Genomic DNA, 24,982 nt, shown 5'->3' with positions numbered 1-24,982 from the left:
GACGGGTCGGCGAGGAGAGGGTGAGCGGAGGGTGTCGCGCAGTTTACGCGTTCGCGTCACATCCGAGGGGACGGCTGTCGCCACCCCGTCACTGTCTGTTCCGCGCCCTCGCGCAGCCGTTGTTCCGTCAGGTCTACCGGCCGGTAGGAATACTGACTTCCGATCACTGTGCGTGGCAAGGCTTCGGACGCGTCCGATTGATCTTCAGTTGTCCGGGGAGCCGGGCTTCTGCCCGGTTTCGGTCAGCGCAGCAGGCGCCGCTCCTTGGCGATCGCGACCGCGCCGGAGCGGGTGTCCGCGCCGAGCTTGGCGTAGATCCGGCCGAGGTGGGTCTTGACGGTGGCCTCGCTGATGAACAGTGCCCGGGCGATCTCCCGGTTGCCCAGGCCCTGGCCGAGCTGGTCGAGGATGTCCTGTTCACGGTCGGTGAGTTGGGGCAGGGGGGAGCGCATCCGGGCCATCACCCGGGACGCGACCGGCGGGGACAGCGCCGGCCGGCCCGCCGCGGCCGAGCGGATCGCCGCGAACAACTCGGCCGGGCGCTCCGCCTTCAACAGATACCCCGTCGCGCCCGCGTTGATGGCCCGGGTGATGTCGGCGTCGGTGTCGAAGGTGGTCAGCACCAGAACATGGCTGTCGCCCGGGCCGGCCAGGATCCGCCGGGTGGCCTCCACCCCGTCGATTCCGCTGCCGAGTTGAAGATCCATCAGCACCACGTCCGGCTGCAGGCGGGCGGCCAGCGTCACCGCCTCCTCGCCGGTGCTGGCCTCGCCGACCACCTCGATCGCCCCGTCGCTGGCCAGCAGCGCCAGCAGCCCGGCCCGGACCATCGCGTGGTCGTCGCAGATCAGCAGCCTGACCTTGTCGTTGTCGTTCATGGACCCTCCGTGCGGTGCGGGTGGTGCGGGCGGTGCGGTGTGCTGTCAGCGGGCCTCCGGTGGGCTCTCGAAGGGTGGGCTCTCGGGCGGTGAACCCTCGGGTGACGGACTCCCGGTCGGTGGGCTCTCCAGCGGGACGGCGGCCGAGACCACGGTGCCCTCGCCCGGGGCCGACTCGACGGTGAGCGTGCCGCCCAACTGCCGTAGCCGGGCCCGCATCGCGGGCAGCCCGTGGCCGCGCCCGTGGCCGCGCCCGTGGCCGCGCCCGCGGCCCGCGCCGGCCGGCCCGCCCGCGGCGCGGCCGCCGGGTGGCGGGGTGAAGCCACGGCCGTCGTCCGCGACATCCAGCACCGCCTGGTCGCCCAGGTAGGACAGCGTGATCGAGGCCCGGCCGGCCCGGGCGTGCTCCCGGACGTTGGCCAGCGCGCCCTGGGCGATCCGCAGCAGCGCGGACTGCGCGGCGGCCGGCATCGGCGCCGGGCTGCCGTCCAGCTGGAAGCGGACCGGCAGGCCGCTCTCCGCGGCCTCCCGCTCGGCGAGGGCGGCCAACGCGGCCTCCAGCGTGCCCTGTTCGGCGAGATCGGCCGGGGCGAGGTCGTGCACGAAACGGCGGGCCTCGGCGAGGTTCCGGGCGGTGATCGCGGCGGCCGTCCGGACATGGCCGCGGGCGGCCGCCGCATCCTGCTCCCAGGTCAACTCGGCGGCCTGCAGCAGCATTTGCTGGCTGGACAGGCCCTGGGCGAGGGTGTCGTGGATCTCGACGGACAGCCGCTCGCGCTCGGACAGCGCGCCCTGCCGGCGCTCCACAGCGGCCAGCTCCCGACGGGCCCGGATCAGGTCGATGATCAGCTTGTGCTGCCGGGCGCCCTGCCGCTGCATGTACAGGAACACCGCGGTGGCCAGCGCGGCGACCGCCGGGGGCAGCAGCACCAGCGTCGGATCGGCGCCCGGCAGCCGCAGTTGGGACACCATCACCAGCGCGGTGAGCGCCGACACCAGCGGGATCGCCGTCCGCGGCGGGAACGCCCGCAGCACCGTGTACACCAGCGGGACGGCGCACCAGGCGAAGCTCGGCGCCATCAGCACCAGCACCGCCCAACTTCCCAGCACCGCCGCCAGCCAGGCCTGCCGGCGCTCGGAGAGACCGGACAGGTGCCCGGCGGCGAGGGCGATGCTCAGCGCGATCACCCACGGTGTCAGCGGGCTGGCCAGGTGGTGCGTCAGGTAGCGCGTCAGCGAGGTGCCGAGCAGCAGCACGAAGACCAGCCGCATGACCATCGCGAGCCAGCCCGCGTCCGGGTCGGCCGCCCGGGAGAGCGGGAGACGCATCATGGCCGACCTCCTTTCGCGCGCTGTCGGCACCGGCCGGCACGCTGCCGGCACTTGGATGGTGCCCGCGGATCACGGTTCGCACATCAACCGATCGGCTGACACGGTTGTCGTCCATCATGCTCCGCCGGTCCAGCCGGTTCGCCGATCCGCGGTGGGGGTCCGGCCGCGAACCATGGAGAGCGAGGCCGGCGCACCCCAGCAGTCCGGCACCGAACCACCGATCCAGGAGCCGAAGATGAAGAAGCTGAGCACCCGTACCCGCGTCGTCACTGGTGCCGTCGCGGTGGCCGCGGTCGGCGCGAGCGTGGTCGGCGCCGTCTCCGCCAGCGCCGAGACGCCGAACGCGGCCCCCGCCACCGCCGTCTCGTCCGACGTCCAGAACAAGAACACCTTCGACACCTCGCACCTGACGGTCGAGGCCGCCACCAAGGCCGCCCAGGCCAGCCTGGACGCCGCGGCCAAGGCCGGCCAGAAGATCTCCGTCGCGGTCGTCGACCGGAACGGCAATGTGATCGTCGAGCTGCGCGGAGACGGCGCCGGCCCGCAGTCCTTCGAGTCCGCCCAGCGCAAGGCCTACACCGCGGTGTCCTGGAACGCCCCGACCTCCGAGCTGGTCAAGCGCCTGGCCCAGGCGCCGAACCTGAAGGACATCCCCGGCACGCTGTTCCTCGGCGGCGGCGCCCCGGTCCAGCTGAAGGGCGCCCCGATCGCGGCCGTCGGCGTGGCCGGCGCCCCCAGCGCCGACCAGGACGAGCAGTTCGCCCAGGCAGGGGTTGCCGCGCTGAACAAGTGAGGCCCGGCGCCGCAGAGCCGGTGGCCCGCTCCCGGAAGAGCGGGCCACCGGCCCGGTCGGTGCGCTGCGCGGAGGCTCAGACCTCGCGAGGCACCTGCTCGGGTCCGCGGGGCAGCCGTTCGGGTTCGCGGTAGGCGCACAGCGCCCAGATCACGAAGACGTCCAGTGCGATCAGCACCAGTGACCACACGGGGTAGTAGGGGATGTCGAGGAAGTTGTCCAGCAGACTCAGCGCGGCGAAGAACACACCGGCGATCCGGGCCCAGAGCATGCCGGTGAGCACGCACAGGCCGGTCAGCGCGACCAGCGCGCCGATCACCAGGTGGATCCAGCCCCACGAGGTGAGGCTGAAGCGGAAGACGTACTGGGGGGTGGTCACGAAGATGTCGTCCTTGGCGATCGCCATGATCCCGCGGAACACCTCCAGCAGACCGCTCACCAGCATCAGCACACCGGCGAACAGCACAGTCCCGGACACCCAGGGCTTGTTCCCGGGGGCCGGTGAAGCGGGCGGCCCGGGCGCTGCCGGGGTCGGACCGACGGACGAGCTCATGGGAGACCTCCTTGGCCGAAGTTGACCTGTGACGACCCTCGACCCGTCCACCCGCCGGGGCACCCCGGCGACTCCGTTCGGGTGACTCCCCGCCGCCCGCACCCCCGCCCCGGCCCGCCCGCCACGGCCCCGCCGCGTACCGGATCGCCCCGGCCGCGCGCGCTGTGTTTACTGGTCACAGTGCCCGGGCGCCCGGCGAGGAGGTGCCGAAGCCATGGCCGACACCAGCTGGAACGACCTGCCGCAGCCGCTGCGCCGGGTACTGGACGGCACGCCCGCCGGCGTCGCCGTCCTCGACACCCACCTGCGCTTCCGCTACGTCAACCCGGCGCTGGCCGCGATGAACGGCATCCCCGCCGAGCGCCACCTCGGCCACACCGTCGCCGAACTGTTCCCCGGCCTCGACGCCCGCGACGACCTACTGCGCGAGGTGCTCGCCGACGGCCGCCCCCGCGAGATCACCTCCAGCGGCCACACCCGGGCCGGCTCCCCGCAGCACCGCCGCTACTGGTACGGCGCCTACCACCGGCTGGAGACCGCCGGACAGCCCGCCGGCCTGGTCGGCATCCTGCTGGAGGTCACCGCCAGCCACCGGCAGCAGCGCGAACTCGAACAGGCCCGGGCCCGGCTCGCCCTGCTCGACACCGCCGCCACCCGGATCGGCACCACCCTCGACGTGGAGACCACCTGCGGCGAACTCGCCACCTTCCTGATCGAGCACCTCGCCGACGCCGCCACCGTCGAACTGCTCCCGCACTCCGACAGCCAGCACGCCCGCCCCCTCCCCGACGGCGGCCGCCGCCTGCTGCGCACCGCGGTCACCGCCAGGCCCGACCTGCTGGAGCGGATCCGGGTGCTCGGCGAACGCGGCGAGTACGTCGACTACGGGCCCGACTCCGCCGTGCCGCGCTGCCTGGCCGAGGGCCGCCCGGTGATCGAGAACCAACTGACCGAGGCCGACGCGCGCCGCACGGCCCCCAACCCGGACCGGATCGCCGACTTCGGCGCGCTCGGCGTCCACGCCGCGATGGTGGTGCCGCTCACCGCCCGCGGCCACCGGATCGGCACCGCCACCCTGCTGCGCACCGGCCCCTCCCCGGGCTTCGGCGAGGACGACGCCGTCGCCGCCCAGGACCTCGCCGTGCGCGCCGCCATCAACCTCGACAACGCCCGCCGCTACAGCCGCGAACACGCCGTCGCCGTCGACCTGCAGCGCGCCATGCTCGCCGAACCCGGCACCCCGCACCCCGACATCACCGTCGCCTTCCGCTACCGCCCGGCCGGCACCAGCGCCCTGATCGGCGGCGACTGGTACGAGACGGTGGCGCTGCCCGACGGCCGCACCGTGCTGGCCATCGGCGACGTGATGGGCCACGGCATCGAGGCCGCCGCCGACATGAGCCACTACCAGGCGATGCTCCGCGCGATGGCCCTGCTGGAGCCGAGCGCAGACCGGCTGCTGGCCCGGATGGACGGCCTGGCCGGCGAGGTGCACAACTACCGCCCGTCCACCTGCCTGGCGGTGTACGCCGAACCCGCCCGCGGCCGCTACTGCTTCGCCAGCGCCGGCCACCTGCCGCCCGCCGTGGTCCGGCCCAACGGCGAGGTGGCGCTGCTGCCGGTGGCGCCCGGCCCGCCGCTCGCCACCGGTCACAACGGCTACGTCCCGAGCTACGCGGTGGTCCCGCCCGACCACACCCTGCTGCTGTTCACCGACGGCCTGGTGGAGCGCCGCGGCGAGGACATCGACCGCTCGCTGGAGCGGCTCACCGCCCGGCGGCTGCCCGCCGGGGCCGGCCCCGAACGGCTGCTGGACGAGGTGCTGGCCGGCGCCCCCGACCCCGCCGAGGACGACATCGCGCTGCTCGCCGCCGCCCCCGCCCGGCCGCGCCCCGGGCAGGCGAGCAGCGGGGAGGTGCTGACGGCGCTGACCGGCGGGCGGTGGCAGCCGCTGCGCCGGTGACGGGCCGTCACGAGGCGAGCGAGCGGAGCGCGAGTGCGCGCAGGTCGGCCAGCCGGTTCCGGTCGAAGCCGTGGTAGACGGCGTTGGTGCAGAGCACCACGTAGCGGCCGGTGTGCGGGGCGAGGAACAGGCTGGTGCCGGTGAAACCGTGGTGGTAGGCCACCGAGTCGTCGGCGGTGACCAGCCAGGCGAGGCCGCGGTGCAGGCCGGGTTCGACGGCGGCGCAGGGGCGGCGGCTCTCGGTGAACCAGTCGGCCAGCGGGCTCGCCCCGGCCAGCAGGTGCTCGGCGTAGGCGGCGAGGTCGGCGGCGGTGGAGAACACCCCCGCGTGGCCGGCCACCCCGCCGAGCAGCGCGGCGCTCGGGTCGTGCGGCGCGCCCCAGGTGCGGGGTGCGTCGCGCAGGCGCTGTTCGGTCGGGGCGAGCTGCGGGTCGCGCGGCAGCGGTCCGTAGACGGTGGCGGTCAGGCCGAGGTCGCGCCAGAGTTCGTCGGCGAGCAGGTGCAGGGGGTTGCCCAGCAGGGCGGGCAGCAGCAGGCCGAGCAGGATGAAGCCGCGGTCGATGTAGCGGTACCGGCTGCCGGGCGGGCTGACCAGCGGCTCGGCGCACAGGTGCTCGATCAGTGGTCGGCCGGTGTGTTCGTAGCCGGCCAGGCCGGTCCACGGGAGCAGGCCGGAGGTGTGGCAGAGCAGCTGCCGGGCGGTCAAGTTGCCGCCGGGGGAGGGCAGTTCGGGCAGGTGTTCGCGCAGCGGGGCGTCCAGGTCGAGCCGGCCGGCGCGGACGGCGGCGCCGACCAGTGGCCAGGTGGCGAGCACCTTGGTGAGCGAGGCGAGGTCGTAGCGGGTGCCCGGGCCGGGCCGGGCGTCGCCGCACTCGGGGGCGACCAGGCCGTGCCCGACGGTGACCCGGCCGGCGCCCACCTCCCCGACGGTCAGCACCCCGCCGGGGAACAGCCCGGCGTCCACGGACCTGGCGAGGCCGGCGCCGAGGACGGCGGCGGTGTCGGCGCTCCACGTGGAGTTCTGCACGGCATCCCTCTCGTCCGGACAGGCCCTGGTCCGCATTCTCGCCCGCGCCGGACGGCGAAGACCAGGGGCCGTCAGGTGGGCTGCGGGGCTAGGGCGTCGAGGGCGGCCAGTGCGCGGTCGGCGTCGTCGGCGGGGACGAACAGGTGGTCGTGGTGGAAACCGGCCACCACGTTGCAGCTGATGCCGTGCTCGGCGAGCGCGGCGGAGACCGCGGCGGTGAGGCCGACGGCGTCCAGCGCGGAGTGCACCCGCAGGGTGATCCAGGCGGCGGTGAACGCGTGCGGCAGGCCGAGCGAGTCGGCCTCCTCCTCGAGGACGACGAAGGTCACGCCCTCGGGTTCGGCCACCGTGACGACCGGCCGCAGCCCGGCGGGAACCCGGCCGGGCAGTGTGCAGTACACGTAGCGGCCGGGGTTGAGGACGGGGCTCAAGCCGGAGAGCAGCTGTCGAAGATCGCGTTCGCCTGACATGGCCGTCACCGTAGTGGCTGCGGGCGGCGGGGCGGGAGCGCTGCGGGGCGTGTCGGTGTCACTCGTAGACGCGGGCCGCGTCGAGCTGCCAGGCGACCGACGTCCAGGTCACCGGTTCGATCGGCGGGGCGTCGGAAAATCTCGGCGGCAGGCCGAGGGAGGAGTCGAGCCAGGACTCCCAGGACGTCAGGAACCCGGCCAGCGAGCCGCTCGCCCAGCCGCCGCCGTCGCCGGCCCACAGACCGCGGGCCACCCGGTCCGCCGTCCAGGCGCGGTCCCGCGCGTAGTCGGCGGCCAGCGCGCGCAGCAGGATCCGCAGTTCGCCGGAGGTGGCCACGTCCAGCTCCTCGCCCAGCGGGGCGGGTTCGGCGGGCCCGGCCGGTGGTGCGGCGAGGGCGCCGAGCAACTGGTCGGCCAGGCCGGACCAGCCCGGGTCCGGGGCCTGCTCGGGGAGGGCGGCGGCCCAGCGGAGCAGGACGTCGTCCACGTCCGGGCCCTGGCCCGCGAAGTGCGCGGACAGGCGCCGCAGCAGGGCGAGGAAGTCCTCGGCGGTCTCGACCGGGTCCGTCGTCGTGTTCGTCACGGCGCGAGGTTAGGGCCGGGCAGGCGCTCGGTTCGACCGATTATTTCGTGTAGAACGTCGGCGATTCGTTCAGTTGCCGGACCTGCCACCAGCGGACTGAACGTTTGCCTGCGCAGCCGCAGAAGAAGGCTGCGCAGGCAAACGTTCAGTGTGTCAGCATGAGTCCGGCATCGTTCTCGCCAGCTACCTTCTCCGTGCTCTCGACTGCGGCGGCGTCGAGGAGACGGTCAGCCGACAGCCCTGCCTGAGCGGCTTCCGGATTCACCCAGCTTCTTCGCCTTCACGGTGACCCGGTAGGCGGACTGGGCGAGGTCGCTGATCTCCACGGTCTCCATGAGGGGGCGGGTGATCTTCTCCTCGCCGGTGTGGACGGCCACGATCGCGGACTCGCGGAGCAGGTCGGAGAGAGCGCAGATACTTCCGCCGGTGCGGTCGTGCAGGTATTGGGCCAGCTTGGCGAGGCTGCCGGCCTCGTGCTGGTACAGGCAGAGGGCGGACTCCAGCGCCAGGACGATCTTGACCCACTCAGTTTTCTCGGCAGTAGTGTTGATCTTGAACGGGGACATCGAGTGCAGGGTGTTGCGCCCACTGGTCTGGGTAGCTCGGACACTCGCGCCACGACCTTCGAGGAACAGGCCGCTCTTTTTCAGATCGACGCCGGTGTAGGCGAACGTCGCCGCGACGTGGTTGGCGATGTCCTTCAGGTGGTCGTTGATGATGCGGCCCTCTCGGGCTGACAAGTCGAGGAAGTGCGCGTCGTCGATGATGACCAGCTCCGTGCCGCAGAGCCGCATGACGTCGAGGACCCGGGATGTGATCGAACTCTTCGTACCCCTGGTGGGGTTGGGGATGGCGAGGTAGTGCGCGGGGCTGCTGCTGAGGTCCTTGGGAGTGGCCGCGGCGGGGACGCTCAGGTACACCACGGGGCAGTAGTCCACGATGTACCCGTCGACTACGTAGCCGGGCTCGAACCGCTCCGGGTGCCGGCGCCGTAGGCGCCGCTCGAAGTCGGCCGCGAATCACTTCACTGCCGTGGACTTCCCGATGGCCGGTGGTCCGTCGATGACAATGCCGCGGCGGGCACCGGCTGCCTGGTGCCGGTTGACACGGATGCGTTGGTCGATCGCCTGGTGGATCTCCTGCATGCGGGCGGTCCGGACGAGCGCGAGGGCGCTGTGGTGGTCGTCCCGTGCGTCGTTGAGGTCGTCTCGTTCGTCTGGCGTCATCGCCTCGTAGGTGCTGTACGGCGGGAGTACCGGCCGGGGAGGAGCTGTGCGGGGTTCAGAGAAGGCTACGACGGTGGTCTGACATTGACGACCATTCTGCGGAGAACTGACAGTCCGTCAAGATCCTTAAAGCGCAAGGGAGATGGAATTCATGAACCTGTCCAGGGCTCACGGACTCCCCCTGACCACCTGGGACCCGCTGTCGTGGCCTGAGCCGTAGTTGCTGCGATCCGGCCATAGGGGCCCGGTTGTCGGGCCTCCCGCGTATCCTCATCGAGCTGCGCGAGGTACCGAGGAAGGGCCCGAGATGAACCCGGACGACCTGTTCGTGATGACGCCAAGCGGATGGGGCGAAGGGACCCTCAAGCACCTGAACCGTGAGCTGGTGAACAAGCTGCGGCGGGGACCCGTCGCCACCCACCCGGACGCGGATGTGGCGTACCACATGGTCTGCCTGATCGAGGAGGAGATACAGACCCGCGAGCCCCACAGTCAGCTCGACGATCGGGAGGCTGCCGACGTCCTGCGTTGCCTCGATGCGGTCCTCGGTCGGCTCGGGGTCACGCACCGGCTGCCGTTCCGGACACGGCGAGGCTACTGGGAGTTCGATCGGGAGCATGGCGAGCTGAGAAGCATCGCCGATCTCTGCGAGCCGATCCTGACCGAGCTTGCGGATCACGAAAGGCAGATGTCAACGGCCGGGTATCGCGGTCCCAACGGCGACTTGAGGAACGTGATCTTCGCTGCGAAGTACAAGCCGGAGATCGTGATGACCGATGTCGCCAAGGGGATCATCGCCATCACCAAGAACGCCGAGCACTGCCTCCTGTACGACAGGGCGATTACGGCCGAGGGCCTGACCGCAGCGGACCTGATCGAGTGGTGGGGGTGCCGCGATGAGAACATCATCCTCGGCCCGGGGGACCGGCTGGCGCGGTTGAAGGTACGCCTGGAGGAGTCATGCCCCAACAGCGAGCCGGAGCGCCAACTTCTCTACGTCTATTGGCAGTTGGCTCGATCTATGGGATTTGGCAGCATGCCGGCGATCCTGCCGCAGGTATACCTGCACTACGACCCGGTGACTCAGAAGCAGCGGGATCAGGAAGGACGCCGTGTTCTCGACAGCCAGGTCCGGGATTTTATGATGTTCCTTCCCGGAGGACGACGAGTCATCCTGGAAATCGACGGCAGGACGCACCATGCGACCTCGGACGGAAGGGCCGATCCGAGGGCCTACGCCAAGATGGCGCGAGACAGCCGACGCCTCACCCTCCAAGGCTACGAGCTGTACCGCTTCGGTGGTTGGGAGTTCATGGCCAGTGAGAGTCCGGAGAGGATGCTCAACGACTTCTTCGCCGAACTCATCGGGTGACTACCAGCACCACGTCCACCGATCAGCGGACCCCGGCCCGGAGGACCGGGAACGCCGTCCCGACCTGGGGTGAGCGGGACGGGTGACGGTAGCGGTCATCTCACGGTCGAATCAGGGATGCTGCGCGGTGGCCGAGATCGGCGGCTCCTGGGATGCCTCGCCTAGAGTAGACGGCCATGGTCGACCGGACTGACTTAAGTTCTGCGACTGCCCTCTTGGACGCGACGCCGTCCATCAGATCAAGTCCTTCACCCCATAGGCCGACGGCCTCCTCGTGCCGGCCTTGGGCGGCGACGGTCTTGGCGAGGTTCGAGACGGTGAGGCCGCGGACGCGGCGGTAGGACTCGGCGAGTCGACCGTCCAAGGCGGTTCGGTAGTGGCGTTCCGCGGCCTGGTGGTCCTTCATCTCGGTCAGGGTCTTGCCCATGTGCGAGGCAACGGTCGAGGCGACTGGGCCCGATGCGGCGGCATAGGCCGGCAGTTGATCCCCGTTGGCGGCCATGGCGTCCTCGGCACCCAGGATGGCGCGGGCGGCATCCCGGGGCCGTCCTCCTGCGCCGTACGCGCGGGCAGCAGTCACCAACAGCAGGGCTTCGGTCCCGCGGTCGACTTTCCCCCTGGCCATGGCGAGAGCCGCTTCCGCCAGGTCGACGCAGTGCTTCGTCTGTCCGAGGTCGAGTGCCTGATGTGTGAGCGCCCGCATCATCCAAGCGGCGTGGCCCTGCGAGTCCGCTTCGGAGGCCAGCTGGAACCCGAGCAGGTAGAACTGCTGGGCGGCTCCTTCACGTCCGAGATCGTGGTGCTTCCAACCGACCAGAGTCGCCAGCTCGGCGGCGGCGCCGAAGGCGCTCGCGCGGACGGTGGCGGATGTGTAGTTCGCCTTGAGCATCGGCATGACGTCGTCGACCAGGTAGGAGGCCACCATGGCCAGGCCGTGGCCTCCACCGAGTCGTTCGTCGGCGCTCCGGAAGCTCTCGGTCAGGAACCGGACCGTGGCGACCGTCTCGGCGCTGATCCTTCCGTCGGCCTTCGCTGTCCGGAGGCTTGAGGCCGCCGCCGTGTGGTCGTAGGTGAGGGGGAGGCCAACGGCTGCGGCGGAGAAGGCGAGGGCGAGGAAGTCGCGGCGGCGGTTCATGACGAGTCTCCCGAGATCTACGGCTGTGGCCAGTGGGTCTGGGGACAGTGCCTCGCCGATTCCTTCGGAGCGTAGACCGATCTCGGCAGGGGTGACCTTGCGCTTGGTCTTTCTGCTGAGCGCTTCGGTGAGATACCCGACGGTAGCCGGGTTCGGGATGCCTCCTGAGACCCAGAAGTGCACGGCAGGCGGCCCAGTGCGAACGGTCTCGCCAGCTTCGGCCGCAACGAGGCGAACTTCCCTGGCCAGAGCGGCATAGGTGCATCCGGCTTCCGCGATCAAGGACGTCAGTCCCTCGTTCTTCTCCTTGTCGGCGGCCAACTCGCGCCTCCCCTAATGATCTTGAATGGATTGAACGGGATCGTGTTCGATCGGCGCGTCAGATCACTGGCGGACGGCCGAGTTTGGTCATGCGCCATACCGTGGCCCACCTGATCGGCCGTCGCGGCGGGCACGGGACGCGCAGGCCCTCGAAGAAGCCGCCCCACCATGCTGACAGGCCGGACATCGGCGGTCGCCTTGCCAGCGTGTAGAGCGCCCAGGAGGTGAGGTACAGCGGAACCAGCGGGGCCGGCAGGTGGCGTTTGGCGAGCCATACGCGGTTGCGTGCGGTCAGCCGGTAGTAGAGGGCGTGCCGGGCCGGGTCGGTGCGAGGGTGGCGGAGTACCAGGTCGGCCCGGTAGTGGATCTGCCACCCGGCGTCCAGGGCTCGCCAGGCGAAGTCGGTCTCCTCATGGGCGTAGAAGAACACCGCTGGGAAGTCACCGACCTGGTCGATGACCGGCATGCGGATGGCGTGCGCGCCACCGAGGAAAGTGGTGACCTCGCCTGAGCGGAGCGGGTCGGAGGAGCCGAAGCGTGGGACGTGTCGACGCTGAGTGCGGCCGTCCTCGTCGGCGATCCGGAAGCTGACGATGCCCAGACTCGGGTTCTCGGCGAAGGCGTCCCGCAGCAGCTTGAACGTGTCCGTGGCGGGGAGGAGGCCGTCATCGTCGAGGACCACGACGACGTCTGGCTTGGCATGGTCTCGGAGCCACTGCACGCCGGCGTTGCGGCCACCCGGGATGCCCAGGTTCTCCGGTAGCTCCACTGCCGCAACCCCGTCAGGAAGCGCGGGAAGCTCGACGCCTTGGCCGAGCACAACGGTGGTGACTTCTCCTTCGCCTTCCTGAGACCGGACCGACTCAAGGAGTGCTTGCAGCTCCTCGGGGCGGTTTCCCATGGTCAACACCACCACGCCCAGGTTCAGCGGGTTGCCGTCCGTCACCTGATTCACCTCGTCATGATCTTGAAGGGTCGAGAGGACCGCACGGCGCGCGACCGCGAGGGTCAGGTCATGTTGGCGGCCCGCTCGCTGAGGTCTTCGGCGCCGTGTACGCCGCGGATGCGGCGGAGCCGCGCCTGCATGTCGTCAACGGCGTCGGAGACCTTGATGGACCTCACCCCGTTCGCGCAGTCGAGGAAGTCGCCCCACGTGGAGATGGCGGCTTCGTAGTTCTCCTGCCGGAACTGGACGGTGCCGAGGTCGGCCAGAACGATGGCACGGCTTCGTTGGCGGTCGAGTCCGTGGATGTCGAGCGAGTGGTGAAGGTGGTCCTGTGCTGCGTCGTAGTCCCCGAGGCGCGCGAGGATCATGCCGGAGTGGTGGGCCCACCGGCCGATGCTGAAGTGCGAGGCCCACGAGTCGCCTGCCTCGGTGGATGCTCGCTCGATGTGGGCCTGTGAGGCGCTGAGCATCTGCGTGGCGGTCTTGCGGTCGTCGTCCTGGGCCGCGGCGTCGGCGAGGGTCGTCTCGTAGTAGGCGAGTGCCTTGGGGTCGTCCAAGCGCTTGGCCTGGTCGACGCACTCCTCGGCGATCTGGACGGCGGCGGCCCGGTAGCCGAGGTCGATCGCCTGGACGGCGAGTCCTCGCAACGCGGTCGCGGAGAGCTCGGCGTCGCCGGCTTCGGCAGCAAGCCGGAAGGCGTGGGCGTAGTAGCGCTGCGCGAAGCCGTGGTCTCCTTCGTCCTGGGCCATCCAGCCGATCAGGTGGACCAGTTGGGACGTGGCGCCGTACAGGTCGCGCCCGACTTCTTCGGTCCAGGAGCCGCTGAGCCACTTCGAGACGGAGGTGGTCAGGTAGTAGACGGCGGTGGAGCGCGCGTGGCCGCCGCCGATCTCCGCTGCCGCGTCACCCAGTGACTTGATCATGGTCCGGACCGCCGCGACCTCGCCGCGGCCGACCTTCACCGCGGATTCGCTCTGCGCGCGTGTCCTGCGGGTGATGCCGTCGAGGTCCGGCAGCCCGAGGGCGGCGAGGGCGTATCCGCCCGATGCGGTCATGAACGTACGGCGGTCCACGTCGTCGCTCCTCCCCAGCTCGATCACTGAGGCCACGGTATCGCCGGGCCGTACTGGGCTTGCATCTTCACTGGATCTTCCCTGCGGGGCTTCGAGTTGAAGCCCAAGGACCTTGACAAGGTAGGGAAGCCAGTAGTCGGGAGTCCGGTCGTCTCCCTTCTCCCAGCGCCACACTGCGTGTCGGCCGGGCCCGTCGCCGCCGCGACCCTCAGCGGCTCCGAGTTCGCGTGCTAAGCGCGCCTTGGACCAGCCGCGTTTCTCTCGGGCCTCGGCGATCTGCTCTGCGATGGGCCGTCCCCCCGACATCGCACCACTCCCTGGACTACAACCTGGCCTACATCTGGCACACGCCTGGCAACTCCCGTACGTACCGCACAGGCTAGTTGACTGTGAGTCACGCCACGGGGGGCGGGTGGACTCAATGAGTCGAGTCCTCCCCGCTCGATCCGTGGCAAGCCAACTTCGTACATGGGGAGTGTGATTCGCATGCCCGTGCCAGTCCGTACCGCACCCATCGACAGCGGCCTCACCGCTTGCGGGCGGCACCGTGGACGGCATCGAGACCCTGTGGGGACGGCGCTTGCCGGCTTATGGGCGCTCGGCAACGCGGCCGTGATCACCCTCCTGGGCGTCTCCGTGCACAACCAGCTCGACCACCGCACGGGCCCTCACGGCATGGCGCCGGCATCCTCCCGGGACGTCGAACCGTACAGCTGAGGAACCGGTGCTCCGAGCGGCTCCGACGCGGTCCTTCTGTCTGCTCATCACTTCAATTCGCCACCGGCTCATGCTGGTTGAACCCGTTGAACGGATTGAACAGAGCCACGGAATCGAGGCCATACCGCCGGCATGCGGCCGGAGGTTCACTGTGTTGGCCGCCAAGACGCCCGGAATGATCCGAGGAGTTCCTCTGCCCGCCACGGCCCGAAAGGGGTGTCCACATGATCGAGCAGCCGCCACCCGTACAACCCCTGGGCGCCACCTGGGCGCGTTGGAGCGTGGACGTCCAGCAGGAGGACGGCGTCACACGACTTCGCGGCTACGTCCGGCGCAAGCTCACCGAATGGGAGTATCCCGAGGACGCAGAACAGGCGTTCGTCGTCTGCCTCCTGGCGACGGAGCTGGTGGGCAACGCCCTCCGCCACGGCAAGCCGATACTCGACATGGTCGACCTCCTCCTCTGGTCCAGCGGCGGGACCGTGACCGTGATCGTCTCCGACGCGAGCCCCGTAGGGCCGACGCTGACAGAGGCTGGCGACACCGACGAATCCGGGCGCGGCCTTGCTCTGACCGTTGCATCGTCCACCGCATGCGGCTGGTGCCGGAGCCGATCCGGCAAGAGCATCTGGGCAACGGTCGGACCTGAGCCGCTCACCGAGGCCGAACACCGGCTCGGCGAGCTCACGGCGGCCAGAGCGTCCTGAACGGCGCCTTCACCACTCGTGACCAGGCCATAAGCCCTTTCTGGCAAGGCACATGAGGGCCAATCAGATCTCGCATACTAGGCGCTTCCCCCTATGCAAGGAGTCCCATGAGTACACAGCCCACGACCAGCGAGGCCGAGGAGCTGCGCGAGCAGATGATCGCCACGCTGAGGGAATCGGGCGACCTCACGTCGACCGCCGTGGAGCAGGCCATGCGCAGGGTCCAGCGACACGAGTTCACCCCGGGCGCGTCGTTGAAGGAGGCATACAGCGCCTTCGACGCCGTGGTCACGAAGGTCACCGACAGCGGCTCGGCCACCAGCTCGGTGTCCGCGCCGCAGATCCAGGCCTTCATGCTGGAACAGGCCGGCATCGCCCCCGGCATGCGAGTGCTGGAGATCGGCTCCGGCGGCTACAACGCCGCGCTGATCGCCGAGCTGGTCGGCGAGGACGGTCAGGTCGTCACCATGGACATCGACGCCGATGTCACTGACCGGGCCGAGCGGCTCCTCAAGCAGCAGGGCTACGGCCGAGTCAGCGTGGTGACGGGCGACGCCGCGGCGGCCGTGCCGGGCGGCGGCCTGTTCGACGTGATCCTCGTGACCGCCGGCGCGTGGGACGTGGCGCCGGCCTGGCTCGACCAGCTCGCCCAGGCCGGGAAGCTCGTGCTGCCCCTGCGCGTCAGGGGACTGACCCGGTCGATCGCGTTCACCCGAAGCGGCGACCACCTGGTGAGCGAGTCGGTGCGCGTGTGCGGCTTCGTGCCGATGCAGGGAGCCGACGCGCACCATACCCAGGTTCTCCTGGTGACCGGGACCGAAGAGATCGCCCTCAAGTTCGACGACGAGATCATGGGCGACCCCAGCCACCTGGACAACGCCGTCAAGACCGCCAGGACCGAGACGTGGACCGGCGTGACACTGGGCGCGCAGGAGCCCTTCGACTCCTTGCAGATGTGGCTGGCCACCCAGCTCGACGGCTTCTGCACGATGACCGTCCGCGAAGACCTGGACACCAGGATCGTGGCCCCCGCGAACAAGTGGTTCTCCATGGCGCACGTCGACGGGAACTCCTTCGGCTACGTCACCTGGAAGCGGCTCGACGCCGAAGGGGCCGGCAAGGGGATCGAGTTCGGCGTCCACGCCCTCGGGCCGCAGGCCGCCGACCTGGCCGAGAAGATCGCCGACCTCATCCGGGACTGGGACCGCGATCGCCGACACGGTGCCGGTCCGACCTTCCGGGTCTTCCCGGCGGACACCCCCGACGACGAGCTGACCGGCCAGCGCGTCGTGAACAAGCGAAACAGCCGGATCACGATCTCCTGGCCTGCCGCGTAAGGCAGCAGGCCAGGCGTCCTGCACCACCCAACCATCATGTGAGGAGAGTGATCGCCATGTCGGTCATGCTGGCTGAGCGTCCGGTCGCCGAGAGCGACCCGTTCGACCTGGACATCCGGGTCGTGGTCGCCGCGCACCCGAGCGGGAAGCTGATGTGCGCCACCAACGACGGCTGCGGCAGCACCTGCTCGACGGGGGCCAGCGCCTGCGCGTCGGGTGTCGCGGACCCGTCCTGACCCGCTGACGGGGGTGGGCCGGAGGAGCATCCTTCGGCCCACCCCCGTTCCGTTACCGGCTCACAGAACGGTGCAGTCAGGAGGGGAACCGTTGAGCGAGACACCACCGGTCTACCGCTGGAGCGGCGCGGCGATGCTGCGCGCCAGCACCTATCCGCCGGATCTGGAACTTCCGGCCGTACCGGACCTGTCCGGCGAAGACGCCGTCGACAGGTCCCGGCAGTGGCTGGCTTCGGTGTGGGACCTGCCGCAGGTCCGCGATGCCGTCCTGCTCGCCAGCCCCGCTCTGGGGGCCGAGATCCAGCGCGCCATCCACGGCGGTGGAAGCCCGAAGAGGATTCGCCGCCTGGCGCTGTCCCTCTTCGCCTACCTGGCGCGCTGGCAGCGCCGGGCGACACCGTTCGGCGCCTTCGCAGGCATTACCGGCATCGAGGTCGGCAGCGGGCCGTCCGTGGCGTGGGGACAGCACCACACGGCCGTTCTGCGGGCCGACGGGGCCTGGCTCGCGAGCGTCATCGCCACGTTGGAGAGCGAGCCCAGGCTCCTGGAGCGACTGCCGCTCATGGCGAACAACACCCTGATGGCGCGCGGGAGCCGGCTCGTCGCGCCGGGTGTGCCAGCGGGCGGCGACACGATTCTGATGCCACCGGTCGAGGTGTCCGCGCGGGCCACTACACCGGTCCTGCTCGCGCTGGAGCTCGCCGCCGCGCCGATGCCGTACGAGCAGGTCCGCGCCGGCCTCGCTGCGGAGTACCCCTCGGTACCGGTGACCAAGTTCGATGCCCTGCTGGCGGGGCTCGTCGCGCAGGACTTCCTGATCAGTGCACTCTGGCCGCCGATCACCTGCACGGACGCCCTGGACCACGTGTGCACGGTCCTGGCGCAAACGCGCACGGACGACCTCGAAGAGATCTCTGACTTCGCCGCCGAGCTGGACAAGATCCGTGCGGAACTTAGCCGACCCGACGCACAAGCCGGGCCTCTGGCGGACCGGATGCGGTCGCTCCAGCACGCCGATGCCGTGCCGGTGATGCTCGACACGCGGCTCGACGCCCAGGCGCGGCTTCCCGAGGCAGTGGTCCGTGAAGCCGAAGGCGCTGCCGCTGCACTGGTTCGCCTCTCACCGTACCCGTATGGACAAGCGCGCTGGCGCGACTACTTCGCCCGGTTCCGCGCCAAGTACGGCGTCGGTGCTGTAGTGCCTGTGCTGGAGCTCGTTGCCGACAGCGGCCTCGGGATGCCTGCGGACTTCCTCGGCTCCTACCGCCGCAGTGCACCGCGACCGTCCACGGACCGCGACCACCTCCTGCTGGAGATGATCGAAGCGGCTGTTCTGGACGGAAGCCGCGAGATCGTCCTGACGGACAAGACGATCGAGGAACTCGCCGACTGGCAGGACGACCCCGTCCCTCCCGGCCGCATCGAGATGGCCTTCGAGGTCCACGCGCCGACCCTCCACGCCCTGGGCCACGGCCGATTCGAACTCGCCGCCACCGGGGCCCCGCGACCCGCCAGCAGCATGGCCGGCCGCTTCGCCCACCTCCTCACCGAAGGCGAGCGCCGACCATGGGCGGACAGCCTCACCGCCAGCGGGAACGCGACGGCGGCACAGCTCTCCTTCGCGCCCCGTCGCCGCCGTGACGACGTCCTGGTACGTGTCCCCCGACTCCTGCCCGATGTGATCAACCTCGGGGACCACCAGCCGCAGGGCGCAGGTGTACTCGGCCCCTCGGACCTGGGCATCACCATCGACACCCGGCAGTTCCACCTGGTGGAGCTGTCGACCGGGCGGACCATCGAACCCCGCGTCGCACACGCGCTGGAGGCCGGCAAACACACCCCACCGCTCGCACGGTTCATTGCCGAGCTGGCGACAGCCCGCTGCCAGGCCTACGGGATGTTCGACTTCGGCGCCGCGGCGCGGCTGCCCTACCTGCCCGGAGTCCGCTACCGCCGCACACTCCTCGCCCAGCCCCGCTGGCTCCTGCCGCCGTCCGCACTACCCGGCGCGACGGCCCCCGATCACGCCTGGGACGAGGCACTGAACGACTGGCAGGCGCGCTGGCGAATGCCCGACCAGGTGGCGGCCGTCGAAGGCGATCAGAGGCTCCCGCTCGACCTGTCCCAGGCCGTTGACCGGCAACTCCTGCGCTCACGGCTCGCCCGCTCCACCGGCCCCATCGAGCTGCGAGGGACACCGGGAGCGAAGGCCAACGGGTGGATCGGCCGACCGCACGAAATCCTCTTCGCGTTCCACCACCGGCCCAGCGCCGCAACGCCCACCCGTGGCGCCTCGCCGCGGCACACCGCCGTCGGCGCACCCGTCGACTTCCCGATGGACGGCGACGTTCTGCACGCCCGGCTTCTCGGCCACCCGGACCGATGGGACGAGATCCTGATCAACCACGTACCGGCCCTCCTCGTCGGCATCGGCTCCGCGACGCAGTGGTGGTTCCAGCGGTTCAAGGACACCGCCCGGCCCGACGCCGACCAGTTCCTCGACCTGTTCTGGCGCGTTCCGCCCACTCAGCACGGCGACGTGCTGCGCGAGATCGGCACATGGGCCGCAGGCCTGCGCACTGAGCGGCTCGTCGCTCAACTTCACGTGTCCGGCTACCAGCCACAGCCCGGCCGGTACGGCCACGGCCAGGCCTTGGACGCCGCACACGCGGTCTTCGCCGCCGACAGTGCGGCTGCCGTCGCCCAGATCCGTGCCGCACTGGCAGCCGAGGTCCCCACGCAGGCGCTGGCCGCTGCCAGCATGGTCAACATCGCGGCATCCCTCGCAGCTCATCCCGCCCAGGGCCTCGGATGGCTGTGCACGGTGCTGCCGCGCCGTACCGGCCCGACCGATGCTGAGCTCCGCAGGACCACCGAGAAGTTCACAAGCCCCGGCGCTCCCGCGCCGGCACTGCTGGACCTGCCGGGCGGTGACCTGATCACCATGGCGTGGCAGCAACGAGCGACCGCCCTTGCCGCCTACCGGGACCATCTCGGCCAGCAGGATCGAGACCCCTCCACCGTGCTGCGGTCCCTGCTCCACGGCCATCACCTTCGGGCCGTCGCCGCGGACCCGGTCCGGGAAGAGGCGACCGACCGCCTCGCGAGATCCTGCGCGCTGTCTCTCACCTCCCGGAGGCCCCGGTGACCGTCACCGCCGGTGTAGATCCGCCGTGGGCCGATCAGAGCCTCGACAACGGGGCCGCCGGAATGGCACTGCTGCACACCGAGCGCGCCCGCACCGGTGAGAGCAACTGGAGCCAAGCGCACACCTGGATCAGCCGCGCCATCGCCTACGACGTGAACGCGAGCGACAGCGCAGGCCTGTTCCTCGGTGCACCCGCCATCGCCTTCGTCCTGCACGCCGCCGCCGAGCCGCCCGAGCGCTACCAGAGCGCCCGCGCCGAGCTGGACCGGCACGTACGCACAATCGCCCACCGGCGCGCCGACGCCGGCCTGGCTCGCATCAGCGCAGGCCAGCCCACCAGATTCCACGAATACGACCTGCTGTACGGCCTCACCGGGATCGGTGCGCTCCTGCTCAGGACCCAGCCGGGCAGCGCCGCCCTCGAACACGTCCTGACCTACGTCGTCGAACTGACCCACCCGATCCAGCGCCACCAGGAGCGGCTGCCCGGCTGGTGGGCCGGGCACGGCTTCCACTGGCACGACGGCGCCCACCACGGTCCCGAACACCTCAACCTCGGAGTGGCACACGGCATCGCCGGACCGCTGCTGCTCCTCGCCCAAGCCGCCCGCCTCGGCCTCACCGTCCCCGGCCACCTTGAAGCCATCCTGACCATCACCACGTGGCTCGACCGTTGGAAGCAGACCGGCCCAACCGGAACATGGTGGCCGGAGACGGTCGACCTCTCGGAGATCTCCGGAGGCCACCCCCGGCAGAAGCAGCCAGGCAGACCGAGTTGGTGCTACGGGACACCCGGCATCGCCCGAGCAGGCCAGCTGGCCTCCATCGCACTCGACGACACCGGTCGCCAACACGGCTACGAACAGGCCATCGACGACTGCCTCACCGACACAGAACAACTCCGGCGGATCACTGACTCGGGCCTGTGCCACGGCTGGGCCGGACTCCATCAGACCGTCTGGCACGCCGCACAGGACGCTGCCAACCACGACCTCGCCCAGCACCTGGCCGCCATCGGTGAGCACCTGCGCCAGGCCCCGGCCACCGGGGAGGGCTTCCTGAACGGCACCGCCGGGACGGAACTCGCCCTCGCCGCCCACACGACGAACCAGCCTCCCGCATCCGGATGGGACACATGCCTGCTCATCAACTGACCCCACGCGGCCCGGCCCAGGTCGAAGCCGCCGTCCTTCGCGTTCTCGCCGACACCCCGATCGAAGACGCGGCCAACAGCGCCTGCCTCGACTCCACAGAGCTTGCGACCGCCGTCGACCTGTACCGGCAAGCCGGCCGCGACGCGCTCCACCAGCAGACGGACCACACCTGCTGGCAGGCCTACATCGAGTTCGCCGACTGGACAGCCGCCGAAACCGTCATCTCCCGTCACCTCGCACCCACACTCCGCAGCACCGAACCGCACGGCGTGACGTGGTGGTTCATTCGGAAGTACCCCTGCTGGCGCCTGCGTCTGCACCACGACCCCAGCCGGGGCAACCCTGGTACCGAGATCGCGGACCTCCTGGACGAGCTCACCGCCAGCGGCGAGATCAAGCGATGGTGGCGCGGCCTCTACGAACCCGAAACGGCAGCCTTCGGCGGCGTCCAGGCGATGAACACCGCGCACACGCTGTTCCACGCCGACAGCGGCTTCATCCTCCAGAACCCCATCGGCCAGCAGCAAGAACTGGGCCGCCGCGAACTGTCCATGCTGCTCTGCGCCAGCATGTTCCACGCGGCAGGCCTGGAATGGTACGAGATGGGCGACGTCTGGCAGAAGGTCGCCCGGGAACGCCCGATCCCGAGCAATCTGCCGGACCACCGCCTCGAACAGATCGCTGACCAGATCCGTCCGCTCCTCCTCGCCGACACCGCACCAGAAGGCCCGCTGTTCCACAACAACGGCCCCGCCGCCTACGCCGCTGCGTGGGCCGACGCATTCCGAGCGGCAGGAACCGCACTCGGAACCGGGTCACGGGCGGGAGAGCTGGAACGCGGCCTGCGCCAGGTACTGGCATACCACGTGATCTTCCACTGGAACCGGCTCGGCCTGTCCGCCGACTTCCAGGCCGCGCTGTCCCACGCCGCCGCACGCGCCGTGCTAGCCGAGACGACGGAGAGCACCACGGCGACCGCTCTCCACCGCTGACCCGGCAGCCCTACACAGAACGGAGCTGATGGGCAGAGCAACTCGCCTGCTGCATCTGCGAATTCACCACATCGGGTACGCATGTGCGATACCCGGTGAGGCGTCGGCGGACCCGGCGTAGCGTCCTGCTCTCCGATCAACGGCGGCACAAGCCCCCAGCCGCCCCCGCCGTCTCGCAGCACCCTCGCCGGAAGGAGATGTTCTTGTCGCAGGAGATGACCGACGACGATGAAATCGGTCTGATCGAGGAGGGAGACGAGTACTCGCAGCGCCTGGCTTCCATGACGTTCCGGCAGATGACGACGAGACTGCCGCTCCTCACGGCACGCTCCGTCGTGCTGGCGTGGCGGGTCGACAGGCCAGCAGTCATCGGCCTGCTCCTCTGTCAGGCGGTGTCCGGGATCGCGGAGGCAACGGGCCTCCTCGCGATGGCTGGCACGATCGGCGCTCTGTTCTCCTCCGGCCGGATCGTCGAGCACTTGTTGGCCGCGTGGGTGTCGGTCCTGATCCTGGTGTCCGCAGCCGGCCTGCACGCGATTCTGGGCATCGTTACGAACTGGCTGTCGTCCAGGCTCATCCCGGCCGTCCAGCAGGAAGCCGAGATCCTGTTCCTGGAGGCGACGCTGAACGTCGAGCTGTCCGCCTACGACAGCCCCGGCTTCCGCGACCGCAAGGACGCCGCCGAACGGGGCGCCGAGTGGGCCGGAGATCTCTTCTCCACCGGGCAGAACCTCATCGCCGCGGCGGCCTCCATGGTGGCCGGAGCAGTCGTCCTGGCGGCCTTCCACCCGCTTCTGCTGCCACTCCTGGTCATCGCCGGCATCCCGCAGGGCTGGGCGCAGATCCACGCCGCCAGGGCGGCCCGCATGGCGTTCACCAGCACCATGAGCCTCAGCCGAATGCGATACATGCTGCGCTGGCACCTCTCCGCCCGGGAGACCGCCGATCAGATCCGCACCGGGACGATGACGCCGTTCCTGATGCGCCGGTACCGGCAGGTCGCGGCGGGCCTCTACGAGTCGCAGCGCCGTTCGTCCGCCCTCGGGGCCCGAGCCTCCCTGATCGGCGCGGCCTTCGGCGGCGTCGCCTCCGGAGCAGTCTGGGCTGTTCTGATCTGGCTGCTGTCCACCGGCCGGCTCTCCGCGGCGTCCGGCGGGGCAGCGGCGTTCGCGCTCCGGTCCGTCGCCTCGGGGACGCGAGGCATCGCGAACGCCGGAGCCCGCATGTTCCGCGACGGACTGTACTTCCAGGACTGGTCGGACTTTCTCACGGAGGCCGGCGGCTACCGGATCAACCGCGGTCAGACCGCTGTGGACCGCGTCCACGAGGTCCAGGTCGAGTGCTTGAGCTACCGGTACGACGGAGCCGAACGCGACGCCCTCACGGACGTCAGCCTCAACGTTCAACGAGGCGAGGTGATCGCCCTGGTCGGCGAGAACGGCTCCGGGAAGACCACGCTCTCGAAGCTCCTCGCCGGGCTCTACCTCCCCACCGGCGGCGCCGTGAGATGGGACGGCGTGGACACCCGCGACATGGACCCGCACGCGGCGTGGGAGCACACCGCGGTCGTCCCGCAGGACTTCGCCCGCTGGCCGTTCACCGCCCGCCAGAACATCACCCAAGGCCAGCCGCTCCCGGGCGGCGACAGGGCTATCCGGCAGGCCTGCGAGATCTCCGGCGCGGGCGACGTCATCGACGACCTGGGCAGCGGCCTCGACACCCTCCTCACGCGCGACTGGGCCGGCGGTGAGGCACTCTCCGGCGGCCAGTGGCAGCGCATCGCCCTCGCCCGCGCCTTCTACCGCCCAGCCCCCCTGCTGATCCTGGACGAGCCCACCTCGGCCCTGGACCCTCGCGCCGAGCACCGCATCTTCGCGAACCTCCGTGAACTCGCCCAGGACCGCGCCGTGGTCCTGGTGACGCACCGGCTGGCGAATGTGTCCATCGCCGACCGGATCGTGGTCCTCGAACACGGCCAGATCATCCAGCAAGGCACCTTCGACGAACTCGTCAACCAACCCGGTCGCCTACGCGAGCTCTGGGACTTGCAGAACGACCGAGCGACCGTCCCGCCGCAGCGAGACAACCAGCACACCGAAAGGACGACGCCGTGAGCGGACCGCTTGCCCATCCGATTCCCATCGTTCGCAGGGCAACTCCCGCTGACGCCAGCGAGATTGCCAGACTCCGATCCGAGCTGATCCTCTCCGCTCCCATGGACGCCGAGTGGCTGGCGATCTGCACCGAGCAGTTGGCGGAGCGACTGGCCGACGAGAACGACGCCGTCGCCTACGTCGTCGATGCTCTCGACGGGGGCCTGGCCTCATGCGCGCTCGCGCTCATCCACCGCGTCCTGCCGGCCGCCAAGTACCCGAAGGGACTCGCAGCCCGCATCCACGCCGTGGCCACAGCCCCGGACTACCGGCGCCGCGGGTACGCGACAGCAGTGGTCAAGACAGTCGTCGAGCACCTCGCCGCACACGGCTGCACCCTGTTCGAGCTGTACGCGAGCGACGGCTCCGCGCCGCTCTACCGTGCCGTCGGCTTCGAGAGCGACCCAGCCGCCATGAGGATGACTCGCTTTTCTACCGGGTCGACTGTGCCGCTCTGATCGCCGTCGCGCCGCCACCACTACCGATGCCACCTGAACCCTCGAAGACAAGGAAACAGAGCCATGACCCCTGACACGTGGGACACGATCGGCCGCCTGGTCGCCTGGCTCGATTCCAACAGCACGGTCTCGCCGGAGGCCGAGATCGTGATGCGGACCGTGGCGAAGCTCTCCGAGGAAGTCGGCGAGGTCGCCCAAGCCGTCATCGGCGTCCTCGGACAGAACCCGCGCAAGGGCATCACCCACACCTGGGACGATGTCGACGCCGAACTCTGCGACGTGATCATGACGGCGATGGTCGCCCTCCGCACCCGACGCCCCGACGCCGGCGAGGTCTTCGCCAAGCGTCTCGCCTACGTCGCCGAGCGCTCACTCCCCACCGATCAGACGGCGTAGAACACGCGCCCA

General features: G+C 70.3%; 23 protein-coding genes. 12 read left to right on the top strand and 11 right to left on the bottom strand.

From position 1 onward, the window contains the following. Positions 1-242: 242 nt before the first annotated feature. Both ACFYST_RS10645 and ACFYST_RS10640 read right to left on the bottom strand, forming a co-directional pair. Positions 243-878, bottom strand: coding sequence for a response regulator (locus ACFYST_RS10645; RefSeq protein WP_387643387.1), 636 nt, complete (start codon positions 876-878; stop codon positions 243-245). A 45-nt stretch (positions 879-923) separates the two neighbouring features. Continuing rightward, positions 924-2,210: a sensor histidine kinase gene (locus tag ACFYST_RS10640; RefSeq protein ID WP_387861323.1), complete on the bottom strand. Its 1,287-nt coding sequence runs from the start codon at positions 2,208-2,210 to the stop codon at positions 924-926. A 235-nt stretch (positions 2,211-2,445) separates the two neighbouring features. Between ACFYST_RS10640 and ACFYST_RS10635 the strand changes: the two genes are divergently transcribed. Further along, positions 2,446-3,003 carry a heme-binding protein gene (locus ACFYST_RS10635; protein ID WP_387643391.1) on the top strand — a complete coding sequence of 186 codons (558 nt, stop codon included), beginning with the start codon at positions 2,446-2,448 and terminating at the stop codon, positions 3,001-3,003. Positions 3,004-3,079: 76 nt separating this feature from the next. On the opposite strand, the gene ACFYST_RS10630 is transcribed toward ACFYST_RS10635, so the two are convergent. Continuing rightward, positions 3,080-3,481: a hypothetical protein gene (locus ACFYST_RS10630; RefSeq protein ID WP_387861322.1), complete on the bottom strand. Its 402-nt coding sequence runs from the start codon at positions 3,479-3,481 to the stop codon at positions 3,080-3,082. 289 nt (positions 3,482-3,770) lie between these two features. Between ACFYST_RS10630 and ACFYST_RS10625 the strand changes: the two genes are divergently transcribed. Beyond that, the gene (locus tag ACFYST_RS10625; protein ID WP_387861320.1) at positions 3,771-5,519 is read left to right on the top strand and encodes a SpoIIE family protein phosphatase; all 1,749 of its coding nucleotides are present in this window, start codon (positions 3,771-3,773) and stop codon (positions 5,517-5,519) included. Between the two features lie 7 nt (positions 5,520-5,526). On the opposite strand, the gene ACFYST_RS10620 is transcribed toward ACFYST_RS10625, so the two are convergent. From ACFYST_RS10620 to ACFYST_RS10600, 5 genes are all read right to left on the bottom strand, one after another. Beyond that, on the bottom strand, positions 5,527-6,546 hold the full coding sequence (locus tag ACFYST_RS10620) for a serine hydrolase domain-containing protein (protein WP_387861318.1): 1,020 nt from the start codon (positions 6,544-6,546) through the stop codon (positions 5,527-5,529). Between the two features lie 71 nt (positions 6,547-6,617). After that, on the bottom strand, positions 6,618-7,016 hold the full coding sequence (locus ACFYST_RS10615) for an ACT domain-containing protein (protein ID WP_387643399.1): 399 nt from the start codon (positions 7,014-7,016) through the stop codon (positions 6,618-6,620). Positions 7,017-7,074: 58 nt separating this feature from the next. Next, positions 7,075-7,599: a hypothetical protein gene (locus ACFYST_RS10610; protein ID WP_387861316.1), complete on the bottom strand. Its 525-nt coding sequence runs from the start codon at positions 7,597-7,599 to the stop codon at positions 7,075-7,077. A 227-nt stretch (positions 7,600-7,826) separates the two neighbouring features. Beyond that, complete coding sequence (locus ACFYST_RS10605) at positions 7,827-8,537, bottom strand: TniB family NTP-binding protein (RefSeq protein ID WP_387861314.1); 711 nt, start codon at positions 8,535-8,537, stop codon at positions 7,827-7,829. Positions 8,538-8,618: 81 nt separating this feature from the next. Then, complete coding sequence (locus tag ACFYST_RS10600; protein WP_387861312.1) at positions 8,619-8,825, bottom strand: hypothetical protein; 207 nt, start codon at positions 8,823-8,825, stop codon at positions 8,619-8,621. A gap of 307 nt (positions 8,826-9,132) precedes the next feature. Here ACFYST_RS10600 and ACFYST_RS10595 point away from each other — a divergent pair, with 307 nt between their 5' ends. Next, complete coding sequence (locus ACFYST_RS10595) at positions 9,133-10,197, top strand: hypothetical protein (RefSeq protein ID WP_387861310.1); 1,065 nt, start codon at positions 9,133-9,135, stop codon at positions 10,195-10,197. Between the two features lie 100 nt (positions 10,198-10,297). Here ACFYST_RS10595 and ACFYST_RS10590 read toward each other — a convergent pair whose 3' ends face one another. The 3 genes from ACFYST_RS10590 to ACFYST_RS10580 all read right to left on the bottom strand — a co-directional run bounded on the left by ACFYST_RS10590 (position 10,298) and on the right by ACFYST_RS10580 (position 13,672). Further along, a complete protein-coding gene (locus ACFYST_RS10590) occupies positions 10,298-11,653 on the bottom strand; it encodes a hypothetical protein (RefSeq protein WP_387861308.1) in 1,356 nt (451 codons plus the stop codon). Positions 11,654-11,711: 58 nt separating this feature from the next. Then, positions 11,712-12,554 carry a glycosyltransferase family 2 protein gene (locus ACFYST_RS10585; protein ID WP_387861576.1) on the bottom strand — a complete coding sequence of 281 codons (843 nt, stop codon included), beginning with the start codon at positions 12,552-12,554 and terminating at the stop codon, positions 11,712-11,714. A 107-nt stretch (positions 12,555-12,661) separates the two neighbouring features. Further along, the gene (locus tag ACFYST_RS10580; RefSeq protein ID WP_387861307.1) at positions 12,662-13,672 is read right to left on the bottom strand and encodes a tetratricopeptide repeat protein; all 1,011 of its coding nucleotides are present in this window, start codon (positions 13,670-13,672) and stop codon (positions 12,662-12,664) included. 941 nt (positions 13,673-14,613) lie between these two features. On the opposite strand from ACFYST_RS10580, the gene ACFYST_RS10575 reads away from it, so the two are divergent. From ACFYST_RS10575 to ACFYST_RS10535, 9 genes are all read left to right on the top strand, one after another. Next, positions 14,614-15,096, top strand: coding sequence for an ATP-binding protein (locus tag ACFYST_RS10575; protein WP_387861305.1), 483 nt, complete (start codon positions 14,614-14,616; stop codon positions 15,094-15,096). A 107-nt stretch (positions 15,097-15,203) separates the two neighbouring features. Next, positions 15,204-16,433 carry a methyltransferase, FxLD system gene (gene fxlM, locus ACFYST_RS10570; protein ID WP_387861304.1) on the top strand — a complete coding sequence of 410 codons (1,230 nt, stop codon included), beginning with the start codon at positions 15,204-15,206 and terminating at the stop codon, positions 16,431-16,433. 56 nt (positions 16,434-16,489) lie between these two features. Beyond that, positions 16,490-16,669 carry an FxLD family lanthipeptide gene (locus tag ACFYST_RS10565; RefSeq protein WP_387861302.1) on the top strand — a complete coding sequence of 60 codons (180 nt, stop codon included), beginning with the start codon at positions 16,490-16,492 and terminating at the stop codon, positions 16,667-16,669. A 91-nt stretch (positions 16,670-16,760) separates the two neighbouring features. Then, positions 16,761-19,817: a lantibiotic dehydratase gene (locus ACFYST_RS10560; protein ID WP_387861300.1), complete on the top strand. Its 3,057-nt coding sequence runs from the start codon at positions 16,761-16,763 to the stop codon at positions 19,815-19,817. Next, positions 19,814-20,971 carry a lanthionine synthetase C family protein gene (locus ACFYST_RS10555; protein ID WP_387861298.1) on the top strand — a complete coding sequence of 386 codons (1,158 nt, stop codon included), beginning with the start codon at positions 19,814-19,816 and terminating at the stop codon, positions 20,969-20,971. Before ACFYST_RS10560 ends, ACFYST_RS10555 begins: the two co-directional genes overlap by 4 nt. Further along, entirely contained in the window at positions 20,953-21,963 is a 1,011-nt protein-coding gene (locus tag ACFYST_RS10550; protein WP_387861296.1) for a thiopeptide-type bacteriocin biosynthesis protein, read from the top strand. The genes ACFYST_RS10555 and ACFYST_RS10550 overlap by 19 nt, the downstream gene beginning before the upstream one ends. 197 nt (positions 21,964-22,160) lie before the next feature. Continuing rightward, positions 22,161-24,077, top strand: a complete 1,917-nt coding sequence (locus tag ACFYST_RS10545) for an ABC transporter ATP-binding protein (RefSeq protein ID WP_387861295.1) — start codon at positions 22,161-22,163, stop codon at positions 24,075-24,077. Beyond that, a complete protein-coding gene (locus ACFYST_RS10540) occupies positions 24,074-24,574 on the top strand; it encodes a GNAT family N-acetyltransferase (RefSeq protein WP_387861293.1) in 501 nt (166 codons plus the stop codon). The genes ACFYST_RS10545 and ACFYST_RS10540 overlap by 4 nt, the downstream gene beginning before the upstream one ends. Positions 24,575-24,637: 63 nt before the next feature. Continuing rightward, positions 24,638-24,970 carry a MazG-like family protein gene (locus ACFYST_RS10535; protein WP_387861291.1) on the top strand — a complete coding sequence of 111 codons (333 nt, stop codon included), beginning with the start codon at positions 24,638-24,640 and terminating at the stop codon, positions 24,968-24,970. Positions 24,971-24,982: the final 12 nt, after the last annotated feature.

The organism is Kitasatospora sp. NPDC004614, from assembly GCF_042873675.1.
Classification (GTDB): domain Bacteria; phylum Actinomycetota; class Actinomycetes; order Streptomycetales; family Streptomycetaceae; genus Kitasatospora.
Note: the sequence above shows the minus strand (reverse complement) of the source record. Positions and strands in the feature narration are given on the sequence as shown.